At 73.5% G+C, this 21,948-nt stretch carries 21 protein-coding genes; 6 read left to right on the top strand and 15 right to left on the bottom strand.

Annotated features, from left to right (window positions below; genetic code table 11):
- Positions 1–187: 187 nt before the first annotated feature.
- The gene (pepN, locus tag SM573_RS11710) at positions 188–2,737 is read left to right on the top strand and encodes an aminopeptidase N (protein WP_474616034.1); all 2,550 of its coding nucleotides are present in this window, start codon (positions 188–190) and stop codon (positions 2,735–2,737) included.
- A gap of 327 nt (positions 2,738–3,064) precedes the next feature.
- Here pepN and SM573_RS11705 read toward each other — a convergent pair whose 3' ends face one another.
- From SM573_RS11705 to SM573_RS11640, 14 genes are all read right to left on the bottom strand, one after another.
- Positions 3,065–3,472, bottom strand: a complete 408-nt coding sequence (locus SM573_RS11705; RefSeq protein WP_474614241.1) for a DUF5130 family protein — start codon at positions 3,470–3,472, stop codon at positions 3,065–3,067.
- Positions 3,459–3,764: an aa3-type cytochrome oxidase subunit CtaJ gene (ctaJ, locus tag SM573_RS11700; RefSeq protein ID WP_474614242.1), complete on the bottom strand. Its 306-nt coding sequence runs from the start codon at positions 3,762–3,764 to the stop codon at positions 3,459–3,461. Before ctaJ ends, SM573_RS11705 begins: the two co-directional genes overlap by 14 nt.
- A gap of 58 nt (positions 3,765–3,822) precedes the next feature.
- Positions 3,823–5,286 carry an amidase gene (locus SM573_RS11695; protein ID WP_474616033.1) on the bottom strand — a complete coding sequence of 488 codons (1,464 nt, stop codon included), beginning with the start codon at positions 5,284–5,286 and terminating at the stop codon, positions 3,823–3,825.
- Between the two features lie 94 nt (positions 5,287–5,380).
- Positions 5,381–6,430, bottom strand: a complete 1,050-nt coding sequence (locus SM573_RS11690) for an amidohydrolase family protein (protein WP_474614244.1) — start codon at positions 6,428–6,430, stop codon at positions 5,381–5,383.
- Positions 6,430–6,954 carry a 3-hydroxyanthranilate 3,4-dioxygenase gene (locus tag SM573_RS11685; RefSeq protein WP_474616032.1) on the bottom strand — a complete coding sequence of 175 codons (525 nt, stop codon included), beginning with the start codon at positions 6,952–6,954 and terminating at the stop codon, positions 6,430–6,432. Before SM573_RS11685 ends, SM573_RS11690 begins: the two co-directional genes overlap by 1 nt.
- A complete protein-coding gene (locus SM573_RS11680) occupies positions 6,951–7,415 on the bottom strand; it encodes a RidA family protein (RefSeq protein ID WP_474614359.1) in 465 nt (154 codons plus the stop codon). Before SM573_RS11680 ends, SM573_RS11685 begins: the two co-directional genes overlap by 4 nt.
- A 5-nt stretch (positions 7,416–7,420) precedes the next feature.
- The gene (locus SM573_RS11675) at positions 7,421–8,194 is read right to left on the bottom strand and encodes a 2-keto-4-pentenoate hydratase (RefSeq protein ID WP_474614246.1); all 774 of its coding nucleotides are present in this window, start codon (positions 8,192–8,194) and stop codon (positions 7,421–7,423) included.
- A 58-nt stretch (positions 8,195–8,252) separates the two neighbouring features.
- The gene (gene dmpG / locus SM573_RS11670; RefSeq protein ID WP_474616031.1) at positions 8,253–9,314 is read right to left on the bottom strand and encodes a 4-hydroxy-2-oxovalerate aldolase; all 1,062 of its coding nucleotides are present in this window, start codon (positions 9,312–9,314) and stop codon (positions 8,253–8,255) included.
- Positions 9,311–10,243: an acetaldehyde dehydrogenase (acetylating) gene (locus SM573_RS11665; RefSeq protein WP_474614248.1), complete on the bottom strand. Its 933-nt coding sequence runs from the start codon at positions 10,241–10,243 to the stop codon at positions 9,311–9,313. Before SM573_RS11665 ends, dmpG begins: the two co-directional genes overlap by 4 nt.
- Positions 10,240–11,034, bottom strand: a complete 795-nt coding sequence (locus SM573_RS11660; RefSeq protein ID WP_474616066.1) for a 2-keto-4-pentenoate hydratase — start codon at positions 11,032–11,034, stop codon at positions 10,240–10,242. The genes SM573_RS11665 and SM573_RS11660 overlap by 4 nt, the downstream gene beginning before the upstream one ends.
- Positions 11,035–11,057: 23 nt before the next feature.
- Positions 11,058–12,539 (bottom strand): 2-hydroxymuconic semialdehyde dehydrogenase, encoded by a 1,482-nt coding sequence (locus tag SM573_RS11655; RefSeq protein WP_474614361.1) that lies wholly within the window; start codon positions 12,537–12,539, stop codon positions 11,058–11,060.
- Between the two features lie 23 nt (positions 12,540–12,562).
- A complete protein-coding gene (locus SM573_RS11650) occupies positions 12,563–13,900 on the bottom strand; it encodes an FAD-dependent oxidoreductase (protein WP_474614249.1) in 1,338 nt (445 codons plus the stop codon).
- A 58-nt stretch (positions 13,901–13,958) separates the two neighbouring features.
- Complete coding sequence (gene kynU / locus SM573_RS11645; RefSeq protein ID WP_474614250.1) at positions 13,959–15,269, bottom strand: kynureninase; 1,311 nt, start codon at positions 15,267–15,269, stop codon at positions 13,959–13,961.
- Positions 15,270–15,291: 22 nt separating this feature from the next.
- A complete protein-coding gene (locus SM573_RS11640) occupies positions 15,292–16,194 on the bottom strand; it encodes a tryptophan 2,3-dioxygenase (RefSeq protein WP_474616030.1) in 903 nt (300 codons plus the stop codon).
- 144 nt (positions 16,195–16,338) lie between these two features.
- Between SM573_RS11640 and SM573_RS11635 the strand changes: the two genes are divergently transcribed.
- From SM573_RS11635 to SM573_RS11625, 3 genes are all read left to right on the top strand, one after another.
- Entirely contained in the window at positions 16,339–16,812 is a 474-nt protein-coding gene (locus SM573_RS11635; RefSeq protein WP_474614252.1) for an Lrp/AsnC family transcriptional regulator, read from the top strand.
- A gap of 170 nt (positions 16,813–16,982) precedes the next feature.
- Positions 16,983–17,519: a hypothetical protein gene (locus SM573_RS11630; protein ID WP_474616029.1), complete on the top strand. Its 537-nt coding sequence runs from the start codon at positions 16,983–16,985 to the stop codon at positions 17,517–17,519.
- A 12-nt stretch (positions 17,520–17,531) separates the two neighbouring features.
- Complete coding sequence (locus SM573_RS11625; RefSeq protein WP_474614254.1) at positions 17,532–18,371, top strand: class F sortase; 840 nt, start codon at positions 17,532–17,534, stop codon at positions 18,369–18,371.
- Positions 18,372–18,420: 49 nt separating this feature from the next.
- On the opposite strand, the gene SM573_RS11620 is transcribed toward SM573_RS11625, so the two are convergent.
- Positions 18,421–18,954, bottom strand: a complete 534-nt coding sequence (locus SM573_RS11620) for an HNH endonuclease (protein ID WP_474614255.1) — start codon at positions 18,952–18,954, stop codon at positions 18,421–18,423.
- A 296-nt stretch (positions 18,955–19,250) separates the two neighbouring features.
- Here SM573_RS11620 and SM573_RS11615 point away from each other — a divergent pair, with 296 nt between their 5' ends.
- Complete coding sequence (locus SM573_RS11615; RefSeq protein ID WP_474614256.1) at positions 19,251–20,303, top strand: mechanosensitive ion channel family protein; 1,053 nt, start codon at positions 19,251–19,253, stop codon at positions 20,301–20,303.
- Positions 20,304–20,540: 237 nt separating this feature from the next.
- Complete coding sequence (locus tag SM573_RS11610) at positions 20,541–21,926, top strand: MFS transporter (RefSeq protein ID WP_474614257.1); 1,386 nt, start codon at positions 20,541–20,543, stop codon at positions 21,924–21,926.
- Positions 21,927–21,948: the final 22 nt, after the last annotated feature.

Below are 21,948 nucleotides of genomic sequence, written 5' to 3'. Positions count from 1 at the left end.
CCGTCCGGCGTCTTCACCGATCTTCACCCCGGGCGGCATCGACCGACAGCGGAATGAGAGCGTGACCTCGGCCACCGCCGGGCGCCGCTGCATGGAAGACTCGGTCCCGGGCCGACGCCGCGAGTCGACCGGTGGCCGGCGCCGACGCGGCGTACACGCGAGTGGGATGGAGACAACAGTGCCGGGAGTGCGCAACCTGACGCAGGTCGAGGCGACCGAGCGGGCCCGACTGCTCGAGGTGACCGGGTACGACATCAGTCTGGACCTGTCGACCGCCGTGAAGGCGGCGCAGGGCCGCACCTTCCGGTCCACCACGGAGGTCCGGTTCCGCTGCACCGAGCCGGGCGCGAGCACGTTCATCGAGGTGGCCGCCGAGTCGGTGCGCTCGGCCACGCTGAACGGCTCCCCGGTGGACCTCTCCGACTGGTCGGCCGAGAAGGGCCTCACGCTGACCGGCCTGCAGGGCGAGAACACGCTGGTGGTCGACGCGGACTTCGCCTACTCCAGCAGCGGGCAGGGCCTGCACCGCACCGTCGACCCGGTCGACGGCGAGACCTACCTCTACAGCCAGTTCGAGACGGCCGACGCCCAGCGGGTGTTCGCCTGCTTCGACCAGCCCGACCTGAAGAGCGTCTACACCTGGCGGGCCACCGTGCCGGAGCACTGGCGGGTGGTGTCCAACATGCCGGTGGAGCGCGAGGAGCCGGCGGGCGACGACCTGAAGACCGTCCACTTCGCGGAGTCCGCGCGGATGAGCACCTACATCACGGCGCTCTGCGCGGGGCCGTACCACGAGGTGCGCGACAGCCACGACGGCATCGACCTCGGCGTGTTCTGCCGTGCGTCGATGGCGCAGTACATGGACGCGGACGACCTCTTCCTGATCACCAAGCAGGGCTTCGACTTCTTCCACGAGCAGTTCGGCGTCCGCTACCCGCTGCCGAAGTACGACCAGCTCTGGGTGCCCGACTTCAACGCCGGCGCGATGGAGAACTTCGGCTGCGTCACGCACGCCGAGTCGCACTACATCTTCCGTTCCCAGGTGACCGACTTCGAGTACGAGCAGCGGGCCAACACGATCCTGCACGAGATGGCCCACATGTGGTTCGGCGACCTCGTCACGATGCGCTGGTGGAACGACCTGTGGCTCAACGAGTCGTTCGCCGAGTGGGCCAGCCACTGGTGCAACACCCACGCGACCCGGTTCCGCGAGGCGTGGACGACGTTCCTCTCCATCCGCAAGAACTGGGGCTACCGGCAGGACCAGCTCTCCTCCACCCACCCGGTCTACTGCGAGATGCCCGACCTGGAGGCCGTCGAGGTCAACTTCGACGGCATCACCTACGCCAAGGGCGCGAGCGTCCTCAAGCAGCTGGTGGCGTACGTCGGCGAGGAGCCGTTCCTGGCCGGCCTGCGCACCTACTTCGCGAAGCACGCCTGGGGCAACGCCACCTTCGACGACCTGCTCTCCGAGCTGGAGGCGGCCTCCGGCCGCGAGCTGCGCAAGTTCGCCGCCCAGTGGTTGGAGACCGCCCAGGTCAACACGCTGCGGCCGGAGGTGACGATCGGCGCGGACGGCACCTACCAGCAGGTGGCCGTCCGGCAGGAGGCGCCGTCGGGCTATCCGACGCTGCGCACCCACCGGATCGGGGTCGGCCTCTACGACCTGGCCGACGGGCGCCTGGTCCGCCGTGAGCGGCTCGAGGTGGACGTGACCGGTGAACGCACGGAGCTGGCGGAGCTGACCGGCGTGCGCGCCGCCGACGTGCTGCTGCTCAACGACGACGACCTCACCTACACCAAGCTCCGGCTGGACGAGCGGTCGATGGCCACCGTGGTGCAGCACATCGCCGGCTTCGAGTCGTCGCTGGCCCGCGCGCTGTGCTGGACGGCGGCGTGGGACATGACCCGGGACGCCGAGCTCGCCGCGCGGGACTACGTGGCGCTGGTGCTCGCCGGGCTGCCCGCCGAGACCGACATCAACCTGGTCACCGCGACCCTGCGGCAGGCCACGACGACGCTCACCCTCTACGCCGACCCGGCCTGGGCGCCGACGGGCTGGGCGGAGCTGGCCCGCACCGCGAAGGCGGCGTTGGCGGCGGCCGAGCCGGGCAGCGGTTTCCAGCTCGCGTGGGCCCGGGCGTACGCCTCGGCGGCCCGCTCCAGTGAGGACCTGGCGACCCTGCGCGGCTGGCTGGACGGCCGGGAGGTGCCCGCCGGCCTGACCATCGACACCGAGCTGCGCTGGGGCCTGCTCGCGGCGCTGGTGGCCAACGGCGCGGCCGGGCCCGACGACGTGGACGCCGAGCTGGCCCGCGACCGGACGGCGAGCGGCGAGCGGGAGGCCGCGTACGTGCACGCGCTGGTGCCGACCGCGGAGAACAAGGCCGCCGTCTGGGCCCAGCTGACCGGCCCGGAGGCGCTGCCGAACTGGCGCAACCGGGCGCTGTTGCAGGGCTTCGCGCACCCGACGCAGGTCGAGCTGATCACGCCCTACCGGGAGCGGTACTTCGCCACGGTCGGCCAGGTCTGGGCCAGCCGGGACAGCGAGCCGGCGCAGGAGTTCGCGCAGCTCGGATACCCGGCGTACCTCGTGGAGGACGACACGGTGGCGGCCACCGACGCCTGGCTGACCGGCGACGGCCACCCGGCGCCGCTGCGCCGGCTGGTGGCCGAGGGCCGCGACGGCGTGGTCCGGGCGCTGCGGGCCCGCGAGCGGGACGCCCGCAGCGCCTGACGCGACGATCGAGCACGGCCCGGGGCCGGCGTGGGCACGAACCCGCGCCGGCCCCGGGCCGTTCGTCGTGCCGTCCGCGTGCCGGCACGGCGGCCGTGCCCGCGTCGCCGGCACGGCGGCCGTGCCCGCGTCGCCGGCACGGCGGCCGTGCCCGCGTCGCCGGCACGGCGGCCGTGCTCGCGTCGCCGGCACGGCGGCTGTGCCCGCGTCGCCGTCGGGCGTGCCGATCATGGCGACGAGGGCGCCGAGGCGGTGACTGTCGGCGCGGCACACGACGAAGCCCGGCCCGCGTTCGGCGCGGACCGGGCTTCGTCGACGGGAGCGGGATCAGCCCTTGCCGGCGTGGCTCGCGAGCTGGTCGAGGCCGTTGATGATGCCGCCGGCCAGATCGCCGCCGCCGAAGGCCGCGACCATGGAGAGCGCGGCGAGCTTGGCGTACGTGTCGGGGATGCGCTTGCGCGCGTGCCGGCCGGTGACGATCTCCAGGCGGCGCTGGTTGGGCGACACCGCGATCAGCACCGATCGGTCGGGGTCGGCGAGCTGGCGGTGCAGCCGCTCGGCGTGCTCCCGGATCGGCTCGTCGAGACCGCCGACGAAGACCGAGAAGACGAGGCCGGTGCCCTGGTCGGCCAGGCGCAGGGCCTCGTCGATGCGCAGCAGCTGCCGGGTCGAGAACGGACCGTCCAGCACCTCCGGCGGGTTGCCCGTGCCCACCTGCGTCTCACCAACGGTCACTTGCGCCTCCGGTTCCACCGGCCGGGGCCTCCCGGCCGGCCTGCTCCTGCTTGCGGCTGGTCAGCGCCGGCGCCTGCGCGCCCGCTGCCAGGGCGGTGCCGGCCGAGTCCGCCAGCTGCTCCGGGCGGGCCAGGAACCAGACCGGCGTGAAGTCGAAGGCCCGGCCCGGCCGGTAACGCTTGGCGCCGCCCCCACCATTGCCGCGGCTACCGGCGTACGCCAGACCGCCGATCACCAGTACGGCCGCCGCCGGGATGCCGACGAAGACCAGCAACGTGTCGGTAACAGACAATCCCAACGCCCCCAGGCGGAAGAAGAGACCTCAGGCCATCAAGGTCGGGTGGACAGGTTCAAGGCGTCAACCGCCCGACTCCGCTCCCATTCACGTTAGCGGAGTCGGCGGCCCGCCAGATCGCGGGGTGCCGATCCCATCCGCCACTGGAGTTCTCCAGTTCCGCAGCGGTTGCGATCAGCCGCGCGTCGTCACCGTACCGGCCCGTCAGCAGGACCCCGACGGGCAGGCCCGCCGCCGTCGTGCCGACCGGCAGCGACACGGACGGCTCGCCCGTGACGTTGAAGATGGCGCAGTACGGCGAGAAACGGCGTTGCCTGTCGAAATCCGCCTCCGGGTCGCCGTCGGAGGTGAACCACCCGACGGGCGCCTGCGGGGCGGCGAGGGTGGGGCAGAGCAGCAGGTCGCAGCCGGCCGTGTTGCGGGCGCCGAGGCGTACCTGGGCCTGGAGTTCGCCCAGCGTGGCGGCGAGCATGCCGGCGGACACCTCGGCGCCGCGGGCCCGCAGGAACCGGGTCAGCGGCAGCAGCCGGCTCTCCCGCTCCGGGGGCACCGGAGAGAGCGCCAGCACGTACCAGACGACCTCGAACAGCGGCCACGCCGTGGGGCCCAGCGGAGGGGGCACGTCGACGACCTCGTGGCCGGCGGCGGCCAGCAGCGTGGCGGCCCGGTCGACGGCGGCCACGCAGTCGGGGTGCACCGGCTCCTCGGCGAGCATCGGGGCGGTGAACCGGCCGATGCGCAGCCGGCCCGGGCCGGCGGCACGGGCCGCCCCGAGGTAGCCGTCGGGCGGCGGGGCGGGCGGCAGGTAGGGCTCACCCGGCACCGGCTGCGCCATCACGTCGAGCAGGGCCGCGACGTCGGTGACCGTCCGCCCGATCGGGCCGTGGGTGGGCAGCCCGAACGCGCCGAAGCCCACCGGGCCGCCGGAGACCAGGCCCCGGCTGGGTTTGTAGCCCACGAGCCCGCACAGGCCGGCGGGGATGCGCAGCGACCCGCCCCCGTCGGAGCCCTGCGCCACCGGCACCAGGCCGGCCGCGACGGCGGCCGCCGCGCCACCGCTGGACCCGCCCGCCGTGTACGCGAGGTCCCACGGGTTGCGGGCCGGCGGCGCGACCAGCCCCTCGGAGTAGAGCGAACAGCCCAGCTCGGAGGTGGTCGTCTTGCCGAGGCTCACGAGGCCGGCGCCCCGGATGAACCGGACCACGTCGGCGTCCACGGGCGGCACGAAGTCGGCGAAGGCGGCCGAACCGAACGTGGTGCGCACCCCGGCGGTCAGCGTCAGGTCCTTGATCGCGGTCGGTACGCCGTGCAGGGGCCCCCGCTCCTCCACCGGGACGGCATCGGCCGCGCGGGCCGCCTCCCGGGCCGCCTCCGGGGTGACGGTGACGAACGCGCCGACGGTGTCGCCGAGCGCCGCGACCCGGCGCAGGTGATGCTCGACCAGCTCCACGCTGGACAGCTCGCCGCGGGCGATCGCGGCGGCCTGCTCCAGCGCGGTCAGGTCGTGCGGCTCGGCCATGCCCCCATCCTGCCCGTCCGCGCGCCCTCGGGCACGCAGACACGACCGGTCGGGTGCCGCCGGCCGCGCCGGCACCGGACCGCCCGACCGCGGGTCAGCGCGGCGGGGCGTCGCGGCCGAGGAAGCGCAGGGCGTTGCGCGACAGCAGCTTCGCGCGCTGGTCGGCGGTGAGGAAGTCCGCCTTGCGCACCACCTGGCCGACCGGGCGCTCCCCCAGTGGGTACGGGTAGTCGCTGCCCACCAGCACCCGGTCCTCCCCCATCGTGTCCACCAGCAGCCGCAGCGCCGCCGGCTCGAAGACCACCGAGTCGACGAGGAACCGGTCCAGGTACGCGCTGGGCGGGGCGGTGGAGGACCCGCGTACCAGATCGCCCCGGCGGTGCCAGGCGTTGTCCGCGCGCCCCACCCAGAACGGGAAGCTGCCGCCGCCGTGCGCGAAGCAGATCCGCAGGCTGGCCGGCACCCGGTCGAAGACCCCACCGAGGATCAGCGCCAGCACCGACAGGTGCGTCTCGGCCGGCATCCCGGTCAGCCAGCGGGCCATCCACCGGTCGAGCCGCGGCCCGCCGGGCATGTCCCAGGGGTGCACGAACACCGGGGCGCCCACCTCGGCGCAGTGCGTCAGGAACTGCACGATCCCGGCGTCGTCGAGGTCGCGGTCGCCGACGTGGTTGCCGATCTCCACGCCGGCGTGCCCGGCCGCGAGGCAGCGGTCCAGCTCGGCGCAGGCCGCGTCCGGGTCCTGGAGGGGCACCTGGCAGAACGGCACGAGCCGGGAGCCGCCGGCGGCGGTCACCTCCAGGGTGAGGTCGTTGAAGATCCTCGCCACCTTGACCGCCTGGTCGGCCGGGCGGTCGTAGCTGAAGAAGACCGGTGTGGGCGAGACGACCTGGACGTCGACGCCGTCGGCGTCCATGTCGGCCAGCCGGGTGGGCGCGTCCCAGCACTCGGCGCCGACCGGCCGGAACTCCGTGGCACCCACCATGATCATGGCGGCCCGCTCGGAGTCGATCCGCAGCCAGGGCCAACCGGACCCGCCGCACGCGGCGTCGAGGGCCGGCCATCCCTTCGGTACGACGTGCGTGTGCACGTCCACCACCGGCGAGGGCACCTCCCCCGCCAGGCCCGGTGCGGAGCCGGCCATCAGCCCTTGCCCGGGTGCAGCGCGCCGCAGTCGCCGCAGGTGCGCGCCTTCTCGTCGGCGTAGAACGCCCGGAAGACCGGCGGGAGGTCGGCGGCGATGTCGCGCACCTGCAGCTCGACCTCGTGCACCTTGTGGCTGCACTCCGGGCAGTACCACTGGAACTTCTCCAGCGTGCCCTCCTCGCGGACCCGCTCGATGACCATCCCGATCGAGCCGGCCTCGGGTCGCTGCGGCGAGTGCGGGGTGTTGCGGGGCAGCATCCACATCTGACCCTCGCGGATGTGGACCGTACGGGGGCCCTCCGGGAGCATCAGGTTGACGTGCATGTTGCCCTTGATCTGGTAGAAGAACTCCTCGTACGGGTCGACGTGGAAGTCGGTCCGCTGGTTGGGCCCGCCGACCACCATGACGATGAAGTCGTCGCTGCCCGGCAGCATCTCCTTGTTGCCGACGGGCGGCTTGAGCAGGTGCTGGTTCTCGGCGATCCACCCGGGGAAGCTGAACGGCTCGGCGATCTCGCTCACGACTGACCTCCTGAGGGACGAAGGGCCACGGCCTGAATCTCGATGAGCAGGTGGGGGTGCGGCAACTGGTGCACGGCGACGGTGGTCCGGGTGGGGCCAGCGGCGTCGAAGTACTCCGCCCACACCTCGTTGTAGCCGCCGAAGTCGTTCATGTTCACCAGGTACGTGGTCACCTGGACCAGGTCGGAGAGGTCGGCGCCGACCGAGCGGAGCAGGTCGCCGATGTTCTCGATGACCGCCCGGGTCTGCGCGCGGATGTCGAGGGAGGTGGTGCCGAACTCGTCCACCTCGACCCCGGCGAAGGTGTTGTCCGGCCGGCGCGACGACGTACCGGAGACGAAGACGAAGCCACCGGCGACCTTCACGTGTGGGAACGCCCCCCGCGGCACGGCCTTGCCGGGCACCACCCGGGCCACTGTCCCGTTTCCGCCGTCGCCGGCCCCCGGGACCGGCGCACCCACCGCGCTCACGACGCCGCCCGCAGCGAGGTCGCGCCGAGCTTCTCCACGACGGCGCGCACGTGCGCGCCGGGACGCAGCGGGACGGCGGCCGTCGCGGCGCCCGCGAGGAAGACCCAGCCCTCCCGCAGCCGCACCCCGTGCCGGCCGGCCAGCCGGATCCCCTCGTCCAGCGCCCGACGCGGGTCGCCGAGGATCGCCGCGGTCGAGCCGACCTGGGCGACCCGCCCGTCGACCTCCAGCAGCACGCCCAGGTTCTCCAGGCCGTCGGGCACCGGCGACCAGGGTCCGAGGACGAACGCGGCGGCGGAGGTGTTGTCCGCGATCACGTCGGGCAGCGAGAACGTGAAGTTCGCGTAGCGGGAGTCGATGAGCTCGATGGCCGGGGCGACCGCGCGGACCGCGTCGGTGAAGGCACCGACCGGTTCGCCCGGCCCGGGGAGGCGGTCCAGCAGGAACGCCACCTCCGGCTCCACCCGCGGATGGATGTACGCGCCCACGTCGACCGTGCCGCCGTCGGGCACCCGCATCACGTCGGTGAGCCGGCCCCAGATCACCTCGTCCACGCCGACCTGGGCCATCTTCGCCCGGCTGGTGAGCCCCATCTTGAGCCCGACCAGCCGCTCGCCCCGGGCCAGCCGGCGGTCCAGCAGCGCGGTCTGCACCGCGTACGCGGCGTCCACGTCGAGGCCGGTCTCCGCGGCGAGCTGGGCGATCGCGGTGGCGGTGTCGGCCGCCGTGCCCAGCCGCTCGGCGATCCCGGCGACGTCCGGCCCGGTCATGCTGCGCCACCTTCCGTACCCGACCGCGGGGCCCGCAGGCCCGGCTCGCTCCCGGTGCTCACCGGTCCTCCTTGCCGGCGAGGTCCAGCGCCACGTCGACGATCATGTCCTCCTGGCCGCCCACCATCCGCCGCCGGCCCAGTTCGACCAGGATCGAGCGGACGTCGACGCCGTACTTCGCCGAGGCGCGCTCGGCGTGCCGCAGGAAGCTGGAGTAGACCCCGGCGTAGCCGAGCGACAGGGTCTCCCGGTCGACCTGCACCGGCCGGTCCTGCACCGGCCGGACCAGGTCGTCCGCGGCGTCCATGAGCGCGAACACGTCGCAGCCGTGCTTCCAGCCGTGCAGCTCGGCTACCGCGACGAAGACCTCCAGCGGGGCGTTGCCGGCGCCCGCGCCCATGCCGGCGAGCGAGGCGTCCACCCGCACCGTGCGCCCGTGCGGGGCGTCGGGGCCCACGGGCGCCGCACCGAGGACGCGGCCGTGCTCGACCGCCAGGACGCTGTTGGCCACCCCGAGGGAGAGGTTGTGGTGGGCGTGGATGCCGATCTGCGTCTGCGGCTCCAGCACCTGCCGGTACGCGTCGACCCGCTGCGCCACGTCCGACATGAGCAGCCGGCCCCCGGAGTCGGTGACGTAGACGCAGTGCGCCCCGTACGACTCCATGAGCTTGGCCTGGGCGGCGAGCCCGGCCGGGTCGTTCATGTGCGACATCATCAGGAACCCGGCGACGTCCATGCCGTTCTCCCGGGCCCAGGAGATGTGCTGGGCGGAGATGTCCGCCTCGGTGCAGTGGGTGGCGATGCGGACGCTGGTCACACCGAGCGCCCGGGCGGCCTTCAGGTCGGCGATGGTGCCGATCCCCGGCAGCAGCAGGGTGGTGAGCTTCGCGTTCGTCAGCACCTCGGCCGCCGCGGCGATCCACTCGGCGTCGGTCGCGGCGCCGTGGCCGTAGTTGACGCTGGACCCGGCGAGGCCGTCGCCGTGGGCCACCTCGATCGCGGCGACGCCGGCGGCGTCCAGCGCCGCCGCGATGGTGCGGACCTGGTCGACGGTGTACCGGTGGGCGATGGCGTGCATGCCGTCGCGCAGCGTCACGTCCTGGATGTACAGCTCGGTCACGCCGCCGCCCCCTCCGACTGCCGGACGACCAGCCGCTCGGCGGTGCGCAGCGCCGCCGAGGTCATGATGTCGAGGTTCCCGGCGTACGCGGGCAGGTAGTGCCCGGCGCCGGAGACCTCCAGGAAGACGGAGACCTGCAGGCCGGAGAGGTGGCGGCCCAACGACGGCACGTAGGTGTCCACCCGGTCGAACTGCACGTCCTGCTTGAGCCGGTAGCCGGGCACGTACTCCTGCACGGTCGCCACCATCCGCGCCACCGAGGCCGCGATCGCCGCGGTGTCGGCATCGGCGTCGGGGCAGAGGCAGTAGACGGTGTCGCGCATCAGCAGCGGCGGGTCGGCCGGGTTCAGCACGATGATCGCCTTGCCCCGCTCGGCGCCGCCGACCACCTCGATGGCCCGGGCGGTCGTCTCGGTGAACTCGTCGATGTTGGCCCGGGTGCCCGGGCCGGCCGACTTCGAGGCGATCGAGGCGACGATCTCGCCGTACGCCACCGGGGTGACCCGGCCGACGGCGGCGACGATCGGCACGGTGGCCTGACCCCCGCAGGTGACCATGTTGACGTTGCGCTCGTGCAGGTGCTCGTCGAGGTTGACGGGGGGCACCACGTACGGGCCGATCGCCGCCGGGGTCAGGTCGACGACCGTGCGCCCGTGCGCGCGCAGCACCGCGTCGTTGTGCCGGTGCGCCCCGGCCGAGGTGGCGTCGAAGACCAGCTCGACGTCGGCGAACTCCGGCATCCCGACGAGACCCTCCACCCCCTCGGCGGTGGTGGCCACGCCGAGCCGGCGGGCGCGGGCCAGACCGTCGGACTCCGGGTCGATGCCGGCCATCGCCACCATGCGCAGGCGGTCGCTCAGCCGGAGCACCTTGATCATCAGATCGGTGCCGATGTTGCCGGAACCGATCACCGCCACACCGGTTGTCACTGGGCCTCCTTCGAGAAGCTCGTCCGCACCGAGCCGAGACCGGAGATCCGCGCCTCGTAGGCGGCGCCGGGGGTGACCGGCACCATGGGGCCGAGCGCCCCGGAGAGCACGACGTCCCCCGCCCGCAGCGGGTCACCCGTGCCGGCCAGCGTCCGGGCCAGCCACTGCAGCGCGTGCAGCGGGTTGCCCAGGCAGGCCGCGCCCGCGCCGACCGACACCGGCTCCCCCGCGTGCTCCAGCACCATGCCGCAGAGCCGCAGGTCGACGTCGGCGAGCCGGCGCGGCGAGGTGCCGAGCACGAACAGGCCGCTGGAGGCGTTGTCCGCCACCGTGTCCACGATGGAGATGTCCCACCCGGCGATCCGGGAGTCGACGATCTCGATGGCCGGCAGCAGGTGGTCGACGGCGCGGATCAGGTCCACGGTGGTGACCCGCTCGTCGGTCAGGTCGGCGCCGAGCACGAAGGCGATCTCCGCCTCCACGCGTGGCTGGAGCAGCCGCCCGATCGGCACCTCGACGCCGTCGCCCACGGCCATCGCGTCGGTCAGCATGCCGAAGTCCGGCTGGAACACGCCGAGGCTCTCCTGCACCGCCCGGGAGGTCAGCCCGATCTTCGCGCCCACCCGGCGCTCGCCCTGGCCCTGCCAGGCCCGCGCCTGGAGCTGCTGCACGCGGTACGCCGACTCGACGTCCCCCTCCGGCAGCAGCCGCCCCCGCAGCGGCGGGCACGGCTTGCCGCTGCTGCGGGCCTCGGCCAGCTCCCGGTTCGCGGCCTCGATGTCGACGATCACGTCCGGCTGCTCGCTCCGCCCGGTCACGACAGCTCCACGCAGACGTTGGTGAGCTCGGAGTAGAAGTCGAGCGAGTGCACCCCGCCCTCGCGACCGATCCCCGACGCCTTCACCCCGCCGAACGGGGTGCGCAGGTCGCGCAGGAACCAGGTGTTCACCCAGACGATGCCGGCGTCCAGCCGCGCGCCGGCCCGGTGCGCCCGCCCCACGTCGCGCGTCCACACCGTCGCCGCGAGCCCGTAATCGGTGCCGTTCGCCAGCGCGTACGCCTCCTCCTCGTCGTCGAAGGGCGCGACGTGCACGACCGGGCCGAAGATCTCCTCCCGGTTGGTGCGGGCGTCCGGGCCGAGCCCGGTCAGCACAGTCGGCTGCACGTACGCGCCGCCGTCGCGGGCGTCGCCGAAGTGCGGCGTGCCGCCCCCGGCGAGCACCTGCGCGCCCTCGGCGCGGGCCAGCTCGTAGTGGCCGAGCACCTTGGCCCGGTGGCCGTGCGAGATCAGCGGCATGGTCGCGGTGGCCTCGTCGGTCGGCCAGCCGTACGCCAGCTCGCCGGCCCGCTTCGCCAGCCGCGCCGTGAACTCCTCGAAGACCGGGCGCTGCACGTAGAGGCGTTCGGTACAGAGGCAGACCTGGCCCCCGTTGGTGAAGCTGGAGCGCACCGACCCGGCGACGGCGGCGTCGAGGTCCGCGTCCGCGAAGACCAGCCCCGCGTTCTTGCCGCCCAGCTCGAAGCTGACCGCCTTCACCCCGTCGGCCGCCGCGCGCATGATGGCGCTGCCGGTCGCCGACTCCCCCGTGAACGTGATGGCGTCGACCCCGGGGTGCCGGGTGAGGAACTCCCCGGCGGAGTCCGGCCCGAAGCCGTGCACCAGGTTGAACACTCCCGCCGGCACGCCGGCCGCGGCCATCACCTCGGCCAGCAGCGTCGCCGACGCCGGGGTCTCCTCGCTGGGCTTCACGACCACGGCGTTGCCGCAGGCCAGCGCGGGCGCCACCTTCCAGGTGAGCAGCAGCAGCGGCAGGTTCCACGGCACGATGACGGCCACCACGCCGACGGGCTTGCGTACGGCGTAGTTGAGCGCCCGCCCGCCGGTGGGCGTGACGGTCGTGAACGACTCGGTGGGCGCGGTGGCGACGATCTCCGCGAAGGCCCGGAAGTTCGCGGCGCCCCGCGGGATGTCGAGCGTACGGGCCTGGGAGATGGACTTCCCGGTGTCCGCCACCTCCGCGGTGACCAGGTCGTCGAAGCGGCGTTCCAGCTCGTCGGCGACGCGGCGCAGCACCTCGGCGCGGTCCCGCTCCCCCATCCGGCCCCACGGCCCGCGCAGCGCCGAGCGGGCCGCGGCCACCGCGTCGTCCACACAGGATGCGTCGGCCTCGGCGACCTCGAAGACCGGCTCGCCGGTGACCGGGCTGCTCCTGGTGAACCGCCGGCCGGCGGCGACGAACTCACCGTCGACGAAGTTGCGCAGCAGGGGCGGCCCGTCCGGCGCCCGCCCGGCCATGAGCCGCGGATCCCAGATGACGCTCATCGACGCCTCCCTCGACTGAGCACCGCGCCGACCGCACCGGCCAGCAACGCCGTCGCGCCGGCGGCGACCGCGCCGAGCACCTGGTGCTGCCGGCGTACCCGACGGACCACCTCGGCGTACGGAGTGGTGGAGAAGGACACCAGCTCGTACCGGGAAACGTACCGGCCGGGCAGCGCCCGCTCCAGCGCGTGTTCGACCCGGCGGCCGATCTGGAACAGCGGCGAGGCGACCTTGTCCCGCATCTCGACGAAGTTCGCCAGCGCCATCCGGGCGATGGCCTCGGCGTTGTCCTGCCGGTGCCGCTGGAACAGCGGCAGCGCCGCCGCCCAGTCGTCGCCGCACTCGTCGAGGCAGCGGTCCAGCTCGACGACGTCCTCGAAGGCGCAGTTCGCGCCCTGCCCGTAGAAGGGGACGATGGCGTGGGCCGCGTCGCCGAGCAGGCCCACCTTCCCGTTGACCTGCCACGGCGTGCAGCGGACGGTGCCGAGCACCCCGACCGGGTTGTGCTGGTAGTCGTCCACCAGGTTCGGTGCGAGCGGGACCAGGTCCGGGTAGTGCTCGGCGAAGTGCCGCTCGATCGCGGCCGGGCTGCCGAGCGAGGCGAAGGCGGCTGTGCCGTGCGTCGGCCAGAAGAGCGTGCAGGTGAAGGAGCGGTCCGGGTTCGGCAGCGCGATCATCATCGAGGTGCCGCGCGGCCAGATGTGCAGGGCGTCCGGCTCCAGCGCGAAGTCGCCGCCCAGCGGCGGGATGGTGAGTTCCTTGTAGCCGTAGTCCAGGAAGTCCAGGCTCTCGGTGAGCAGCCCGTGCGCGAGCAGCTGCCCGCGTACGGCCGAACCGGCCCCGTCGGCGCCGAGGACCACCGACGCGGTCGCCGTGACCTTGCCCTGCGGGGTCTCGAAGGTCATTCCGCCGGTGGCCGGGTCGAGCTCCACCAACCGGTGGTCGAAGGCGATCCGCACCCCGGGCAGCGCGCCGGCCGCGTCGAGCAGGGCGTTGTTCAGCGCGCCCCGGCTGATCGAGTTGATGGCCCGGTCACCGGAGGCGCTGTAGGACTGGAACTGCGGCTCGCCCGCGACGGGGTGGATCATGCGGCCGCGCATCGGCAGCGCGTCGGCCATCACCTGCTCGGCCAGGCCGATGCGGCGCAGCGCGTCGAGGCCGCGCTCGGAGAGGGCCAGGTTGATCGAGCGGCCCCGCTCGACCCGCCCCGTCCGCGGATCGGGTCGCCGCTCGTAGAGCGCCACCCGGTATCCCCGCCGAGCCAGGAAGCAGGCCAGCAGGCAGCCGGCCAGCCCCGCGCCGACCACCGCGATCTCGTCGCGCTCCGGGCTCATCGGTGCCCACCTTCCGTTCGCGCCCACGGGCTCCGCGGCTGCGGCCGGGCCGCCGCGCTCACGAGCGCACCGCCGGCACCGTCGCGGCGAGCGCCTCGGCGACGCGCCAGCAGTCGTGGTACGTGGAGTAGAGGGGCACCGGCGCGAAGCGGACGATGTCCGGTTCCCGGGCGTCGGCGATCACCCCGTGCTCGTGGCGCAGGCGCTTCGCGAGTTCCGCGGCGCTGCCCGAGCCGATGCGGAGCGAGAGTTGGCAGCCGCGCCGCTGGGGGTCGCGCGGGGTGACCACGGTGAGCGGCCGGTCGGCGGTCACCTCGTCGAGCAGCCGCTCCAGGTACCCGGTCAGCCGCAGGCTCCGCTCGCGCAGCGCGGGCATGCCGACCGAGTCGAACAGCTCCAGCGAGGTGCGGACCGGCCCCATCGAGAAGATCGGCGGGTTGGAGATCTGCCACGCCTCCACGGTGGCCGGAGGCCGGGACACCGGCGTCATCTCGAACCGGGTGGTGGCCTCGGTGCTCCACCAGCCCTCGAACCGCGGCAGCGTCGGGTCGCCGAGATGCCGCTCGTGGACGAACGCGCCCGCCAGGGCACCCGGCCCCGAGTTGAGGTACTTGTACGAGCACCAGGCGGCGAAGTCGACCCCCCACTCGTGCAGGGCCAGCGGCACGTTGCCGACGGCGTGCGCGAGGTCCCAGCCCACGACGGCGCCGGCCGCCCGGCCGGCCGCGGTGACGGCCGGGATGTCGAGCAGCTCGCCGGTGAGGTAGTTGACGCCGCCGAGCAGCACCAACGCCACCCGGTCGCCCTCGGCCGCGAGGTAGGCCGTCACGTCCTCGGTGCGCAGCGTGTCCTCACCCGGGCGGGGCCGCAACCGGACCACCGTCTCGTCCGGGTCGAGGCCGTGGAAGCGGGCCTGACTGCGCACGGCGTAGCTGTCCGAGGGGAAGGCGCTGTCCTCGATGACGATGCGGGTCCGCCGACCGGCCGGGCGGTAGAAGCTCACCATCAGCAGGTGCAGGTTGACCGTGAGCGAGTTCATCACCACGGTCTCCGCCGGGAGGGCGCCGACCAGTCGCGCGGCCGGCGCGGTGAGCAGCTCGTGGTACGGCAGCCAGGGCCGCTCGGCCTCCAGGTGCCCCTCGACTCCGAGGCGGCTCCAGGCGTCCAGGTCGGCGAGGAGTTCGTCGCGGGTGGCCCGGGGTTGCAGGCCGAGCGAGTTGCCCGCGAGGTACGCGGCCTGCGGGTAGCGGCCGCCGTCGGCCGGTGGCACGTGGAACAGATGCCGGTGGCCGGGGTCGGCCTCGTCGAGCCGGCGTGCCTCGTCCTCCGGGGTGGCGGGTCGGGACGGGTCGGGGTGCGGGGCGTTCATGAGGGGTGTCTCGCTTCCGGGATCACATGCTGGTGCGGGCCGACCACAGCTCGGGGAAGACCACCCGGGCCATGCTGCGCTGCAACCAGGCCAGGCCGGCGGAACCGCCGCTGCCGACCTTCGCGCCCATCGTCCGCTGCACCGCCTTGACATGCTGCCAGCGCCACTCGCCGAACTGTTCGGCGACCTCGGTGAGCGCCTCGCCGAGCAGCCGGAGGTGGTTGTCCGGGCCGCTGTCGGCGTAGATCTCCACCCAGGCCGCCTCGACCCGCGGATGCGCCTCGTGCTCGACCGCCACGTCCCGGTCCAGCAGGTCGGCGGGGAGGTCGAAGCCGCGGCGGGCGAGCAGGGCGACCACGTCGTCCCAGAGGCTCGGCGCCGCGAGGGTCTGGCGCAGCTCGGCGTACACGTCGGCGTGCCGGCGGAACGGCCGGATCAGGGCCGGGTCGCGGAGGCCGAGAAGGAACTCCAGCTGCCGGTACATGGCCGACTGGAAGCCGGACGCCTCGCCGAGGAGGTTGCGGAACCGGTTGAAGTCGGCCGGCGACATCCAGCGCAGGCCGCGCCAGGCGGCGTTCAGCGCCTCCAGGTGCATTCCCGCCCGGCGCAGCGGGGCCAGTGACTCCCACACCTCGTCGCGGCGGATCAGCCGCTGGGCCTCCCGCAGCTCGTAGCGGGTCAGCCCGAAGTAGAGCTCCATGATCTGGCTGACCATGAGGAACGACATCTCGCCGGGGTCGTCGCTGAGCGGCTGTTGCAGCCGGTGCAGGGTGCTGGCGCGGGTGTACACGTCGTAGGGCACCTCACCGGCGAACTCCAGGGTCGGGTTCCCACCCGTCTGTGCCGCCTTGGCCGCACGCTGCTGCGGCGTGACGGGGCGTACCGCCGTGGCCAGCGAGGGGCCCCGCAGCTCCGTCTGCTCCACCTTCGTCTCCTTCGAGCCGGCTTCTCGACATGATCTCGCTTGTCGTTCGCCGATCGGAATGCCCAATCAACGGGGTTGGCCGCCGTCGAGCTGCCACCCGGAAGGTGTGAGGGCGCCTCCGGTTAAGGAAAGTAAGGTCTGCTCATGGACGACATGGACTGGGCGCTGCTGCGGGAGCTGCAGGCCGACGCCCGCCTCTCCTTCAGCGAACTCTCCCGCCGGGTGCACCTCTCGCCCCCGGCGGTCGCCGAGCGGGTCCGCCGGCTGGAGGAGTCGGGGGTGATCACCGGCTACCACGCCCACGTCGACCTGAGCCGGGCCGGACGCAGCGTCGTGGCCCTGATCCGGATGTCCTGCTACGGCTCCCGCTGCATCCTCTACAACCCGGAGGTCGCGGGCTGGCCGGAGATCCTGGAGATCCACCGGATCACCGGGGACGCGTGCAGCATGCTGAAGGTCGCGGCGGGCTCGATCGACGCGTTCGAGCGGGTCATCGACCGGCTCGCCCCGCACGGGCAGCCCTCCAGCACGATGGTCCTGTCCACCCCGCTGGACTGGCAGCCGATCGCGCCCCTCACCCCGCCCGCCGGCCCGGACGCCGCCCCCCGGCGCCGCTGAACCCGTCCCCTCCCACCCGGCTGCTCCGGCGAGCCCACCCCCTCCCACCCGGCAGCCCCGCTACCCGCCCCTGCCGCCCCGGATGCCGGCCGGGTTTGCCGCCGGACCACGGGGAAAGCAGCGCGGGTCGCCCCAGCAGGACCGGTGCACCGGTGCCGGGAGGGAGGATCATGCGGGGTCTGCGACAGGACGGTGGCGTGCTTGCCGCCCCGTCGGTCATCGCCAGGCTGCTCGGCACGTTCGCGCTGATCGCGGCGTTCGTCCTGGTCGGCGCGGAGCCCGCGCGAGCGGGCGAGAACGTGTTCGTCGAGGTGACGCCGAACAGCGTCCAGGCGGGCAGCCGCGTCAACATCCGGGCGAGCTGCGAGAACAACAACAACCGGCAGGCCCAGGTCGAGTCGGACGCGTTCGGCCGGGTGACCGTACGGCCCGACAACGGCTTCCTGACCGGCTCGGTGACCGTGCCGAGCAACAAGGAGCCCGGGGACTACCCGGTCAACCTGCGCTGCCAGAACGGCAACACCGCGTCCACGACGCTGACCGTCCTGAACATGGCCCAGCCCACCAAGGGCCCGGCGACCGGTGGCGGCGGCACCGCCATGGGCGGGCGCACGGGCACGCTGCTGGTGATCGGTGGGGTGGCGGCGGTCGGCGCCGTGGTGGCCCTCGGTATGGCGGGCAGCCGCCGGCGGACCGGCGGTTCCTGAGCCGGGAGCAGCATGGCCCCCTCAACCGCACGCCGGAGGCGGCCGGATCGGGGCCGGTTCCGGACGGCCAGCCGCTCGGCGCTCCGCGCGTCCGGCCGGCTCGCGCTCCGGGCCTCGCGCCGGCTGCGCCTGGTCGCCCGGCACACGCTCGCGGCGGGTGTCACCGCGACCGACCCTCGGATGACGCCCCTGCCGGCCCGGCCCCGGCAGCCCGGTGCGGTGCGCCGGTTGCGTACGGGGACCGGCCCCGGAGTGCCGGTGCTCCTCATCGGCACGCTGATGGTCCTGATCGTCGCGATGCTCGGGGTCGAGCGGGTAACCGGGCTCAGCGTCCTTCCCGACCAGCTCAGCGCCGGGCTGCGCCCGCCGCCGAAGAAGTTCCCGGTGCTGCCCGCCAGCCCACCGGTGCAGCTCTCGATCGGCAGCATCGACCTGCGCGCCCCGGTGCACAACGTGGGCATCGCCGCGGACGGCAGCATCGGGGTGCCGGACGCCACGCGGGCCCAGGAGGCCGGCTGGTACGACCAGGGCCCGACCCCCGGCCAGTACGGCCCGGCGGTGATCGTCGGGCACGTCGACACGACGACCGGGCCCGCCGTCTTCCACGAGCTGAAGGACCTGCGCGCCGGGGACCGGGTGGACGTCACCCGGGAGGACGGCACGGTGGCGGTCTTCGAGGTGAACTCGGTGGAGCGGTTCGGCAAGGACGAGCTGCCGGTCGACCAGGTGTTCGGCGACTTCAGCCGGCCCAACCTGCGCCTGATCACCTGCGGCGGGCGCTGGGTCGGCGGGGACACCGGTTACGCCGACAACGTGGTGGTCTTCGCCTCGTTGGTGAAGGCACGCCGGTGACCGCCGCGGGCCAGCGCGGGCTCGCGGGTGCGCCGGTCGCGCGCCGCGCTCAGGCCGCCTCCGGCTCGCGGAGGTCGAGCCAGTCGGCCCAGCGCGGGTCGGGCGCCCGGTGGCCGAGCACCCGCCAGGCCGTCCCCTTCGGCGCGGCCGGCAGCGCGTGCAGCCGCCAGCCCAGCTCGGCGGGGGTCTTGTCGCCCTTCGTGTGGTTGCAGCGGGCACAGGCGGCCACCACGTTCTCCCACGCGTGCCGGCCGCCGCGGCTGCGGGGGAAGACGTGGTCGATGGTCTCGGCCGGGCCCCGGCAGTAGGCGCAGCGCCAGTTGTCGCGGGCGAAGATCGCCCGGCGGGACAGCCCGACGTGGGTGCGGTAGGGCACCCGGACGTAGCGGGTCAGGCGGACCACCGAGGGCACGGGGAGGGCGTCACGAGCACTGTGCAGGATGCCGTCGCCGTCGGCGACGCAGACCGCCTTCGCGGACAGGACGAGAATCGCGGCACGACGCACGGACACGACACACAGCGGCTCGTAGGTGGCGTTGAGGACCAGCGCACCGGAGCCCACCGTGGGTCGTATGTCAGGCATCGCGCTCACCCTCCCGGTTCAGCGGCCCCCTCCGCGCGCCGTCGACCGGAAGCGGGCACGTGGCCACCACGGTCGGCGCCGGTCGGATCACCGACGTCCGTTGCGCCAATCGTCCCTGATCGGACCCCAGATTGCACGTACTAATCCGGGGTCCCTCGTGAAGCATTTTCCGGCCATGGCAGGATGACCGGTTTCGCCCGCGTCCGTTCACGCGTACGTCGACCGGGAATCGGACGGGCGTCACCCGGCGGTGGGTCGACAGCGGTCCGTTCAGCTGGTTGCGGTACGAATTCAGGGTGACTGCCTCCGTCCTGACGCTCCTCGCGGCCGCTCCCGGCACGGGTGAGAGCCCCAGCCCGGACTGCCTGAACGAGGCGCTGTGCAACGCCGTCTGGCGGTCGACCCACTGGGTCTGGCTCGCCGAGGGCAGCTACTGGATCCTCGTGAAGCCGCTACGGGTCGTCCTGATCCTGCTGCTGGCGGTGATCGCCCGCTGGGCGGTGCACCGCACGATCAGCCGGCTGGTCCGCACCACCAGCGACGCCGGCGTACCGACCATGCTGCGGCCGCTGCGCGAGCGGATCCCGACCGCCGCGACCGAGCCCGGTGAGTTCGTCCCGGAGCGGCGGCGGCAGCGGGCGGAGGCGATCGGTTCGGTGCTGCGCAGCCTCACCACCGCGTTCATCTTCGGCATAGCGCTGCTGATGGTCCTGCGCGAGTTCAGCTTCGACCTGGCGCCGCTGCTGGCAAGCGCGGGCATCGCCGGTGTCGCGCTGGGCTTCGGCGCGCAGAGCCTGGTGAAGGACCTGCTCGCCGGCCTGTTCATGCTCATAGAGGACCAGTACGGCGTCGGCGACACTGTCGATCTGGGCGAGGCGACGGGCGTGGTGGAGTCCGTCGGGCTGCGGGTCACCACGGTCCGGGACGGGCGCGGCGTGCTCTGGTACATCCGCAACGGCGAGATCGTCCGGGTCGGCAACAAGAGCCAGGGCTGGGCGCTGGTCGTGGTCGACCTGCCGATCGGCTTCGCCAGCACCGAGGAGGCCACGGCGGTGCTGCGTACGGCCGCCGCCTCGGTGGCGATGGACCCGGATCTGGCGCCGGAGATCGTCGAGGCGCCGGAGGTGCTCGGCGTCGAGCAGATGACCGTGGACGGGGCGGTGATCCGGACGGTGGTGAAGACGACCGCCGACGGCCAGTTCGCGGTCGGTAGGGAGCTGCGCCGCCGGCTGGCCGAGGCGCTGGAGAACTCCGGCATCACCGCGCAGATCGCCGCCGCCCGCCTCTACCCTCTCGGGCCCATGCCACCGGCGTCCGGTGGCGAAACCGGCCAGAGCGGCGCGACCTGAGATCCCGTCGGACCGGCCATCGAAGGAGGGGTCGCGGGCCGCGCGGCCCCTCAGGTATCGTCCGTTCGTTCAGTCGGAGATGCGACGATCTATCCGTTCGCCCTAGCTAGTTGTCAGACGATCGGGCAGAATCCGGGGCACGAGTTCCCGCCGGAAGCGTGCTGCGTCCTCGCTGATCCGCAGATCTGACGACGGTTCCCCGGGCTGACGCCGCCACGAGTGGCCGCCCTGGGAACGATGGAGGCGACGGTGACCGACGAGCGACCCTCTCCGGAAGGGCCGGCCACCTTCCGCGAGGTCTTCGCCCAGCGGGAGTTCGGGGCCGTCTTCACGGCCGGCTCGCTCTCCTGGATCGGCGACTACCTCGCCAAGGCGGCCGTCACCCTGCTCGTCTACCAGGAGACCGAGTCCGTCGCGCTCTCCGCCGTCGCCTTCGCGGTCAGCTACCTGCCCTGGCTGACCGGGGGTCCGTTGCTCGCCGCGCTCGCCGAGCGCTACCCCTACCGGCGCGTGATGGCGGCCTGCGACCTGATCCGGATGGCGCTGATGCTGCTCATCGCCATCCCCGGTCTGCCGGTGCCGGTCATCCTCGCGCTGCTCTTCCTCACCACCCTGGCCAACCCACCGAGCCAGGCCGCCAAGTCCGCGCTCATGGCACAGATCCTCACCGGTGACCGGCTGGTCCTCGGGCTGTCGCTCAACGCCAGCGCCAGCCAGGCCGCGCAGGTCGCCGGTTACCTGCTGGGTGCCGCCATCGGCCAGATCAGCCCGACCACCGCGCTGCTCATCAACGCGGCCACCTTCGGCGCGTCGGCGTTCCTGGTCCGCTTCGGGGTGCGCGAGCGGCCGGCGGCGCTGACCGTCGCGCACCGCACCCACCTGCTCCGGGAGACGGCCGAGGGGTTCCAGATCGTGTTCGGCACCCCGGTGCTGCGGGCCATCGCCGTGCTGGTCTTCAGCGCCATGCTCTTCTCGATCGTGCCGGAGGGCCTGGCCGCGGCGTGGGCCGACCAGAAGGCCGGCGGCGACCTCGACAAGGGCGCGGCACAGGCGGTGATCATGGCCGCCAACCCGGTCGGCTTCATCCTCGGTGGGCTGTTGATCGGGCGCCTCTTCGGGCCGGCCCGGCGGCAGTTCCTGATGCGGCCGCTGGCCGTGCTCGCCCCGCTGACCCTGGTGCCCGCGCTGTTGGACCCGTCACCGCTGGTGGTGGCGCTGCTCGCGGCGGCCTGCGGCTTCGCGGTCGCCGGCATGCTGCCGACCGCGAACGGCCTCTTCGTCCGCGCCCTACCGGACACCTTCCGCGCCCGCGCCTTCGGTGTGATGGCCACCGGCGTCCAGGTGATCCAGGGGCTGGCGGTGCTCGTCACCGGCCTGCTCGCCGAACGCTTCTCCCTGCCGTCGGTGGTGGGGCTGTGGAGCGCCGCCGGCGTCCTGCTGATGCTGGTCGCCAGCCTGAGCTGGCCGAGCCGCGAGACGGTGGACGCCGCCATCGCGAAGGCCTCGGGCGGCTCGGCCGACCAGCCGGGAGGCGGGCCGGCCGACGGCCGCCCCGACGCGGCCCCCGATCCGGTCGGCAGCCCCTCCGCCGAGGGCGGCCGGGCCCGGCACGCGGTCTCCTGACCCGTGACCCGGCGCACAGCGG

Source organism: Micromonospora xinjiangensis (assembly GCF_056150165.1).
Note: the sequence above shows the minus strand (reverse complement) of the source record. Positions and strands in the feature narration are given on the sequence as shown.

Excerpts from the sequence above, each read along its gene's own strand:
- SM573_RS11695 (WP_474616033.1), bottom strand. The coding sequence starts at position 5,286 with ATGGCCGAGCCGCACGACCTGACCGCGCTGGAGCAGGCCGCCGCGATC.
- SM573_RS11690 (WP_474614244.1), bottom strand. The coding sequence starts at position 6,430 with ATGGCCGGCTCCGCACCGGGCCTGGCGGGGGAGGTGCCCTCGCCGGTG.
- SM573_RS11675 (WP_474614246.1), bottom strand. The coding sequence starts at position 8,194 with ATGACCGGGCCGGACGTCGCCGGGATCGCCGAGCGGCTGGGCACGGCG.
- SM573_RS11655 (WP_474614361.1), bottom strand. The coding sequence starts at position 12,539 with ATGGCCGGGCGGGCGCCGGACGGGCCGCCCCTGCTGCGCAACTTCGTC.
- SM573_RS11650 (WP_474614249.1), bottom strand. The coding sequence starts at position 13,900 with ATGAGCCCGGAGCGCGACGAGATCGCGGTGGTCGGCGCGGGGCTGGCC.
- kynU (WP_474614250.1), bottom strand. The coding sequence starts at position 15,269 with ATGAACGCCCCGCACCCCGACCCGTCCCGACCCGCCACCCCGGAGGAC.
- SM573_RS11635 (WP_474614252.1), top strand. The coding sequence starts at position 16,339 with ATGGACGACATGGACTGGGCGCTGCTGCGGGAGCTGCAGGCCGACGCC.
- SM573_RS11630 (WP_474616029.1), top strand. The coding sequence starts at position 16,983 with ATGCGGGGTCTGCGACAGGACGGTGGCGTGCTTGCCGCCCCGTCGGTC.
- SM573_RS11625 (WP_474614254.1), top strand. The coding sequence starts at position 17,532 with ATGGCCCCCTCAACCGCACGCCGGAGGCGGCCGGATCGGGGCCGGTTC.
- SM573_RS11620 (WP_474614255.1), bottom strand. The coding sequence starts at position 18,954 with ATGCCTGACATACGACCCACGGTGGGCTCCGGTGCGCTGGTCCTCAAC.
- SM573_RS11610 (WP_474614257.1), top strand. The coding sequence starts at position 20,541 with ATGGAGGCGACGGTGACCGACGAGCGACCCTCTCCGGAAGGGCCGGCC.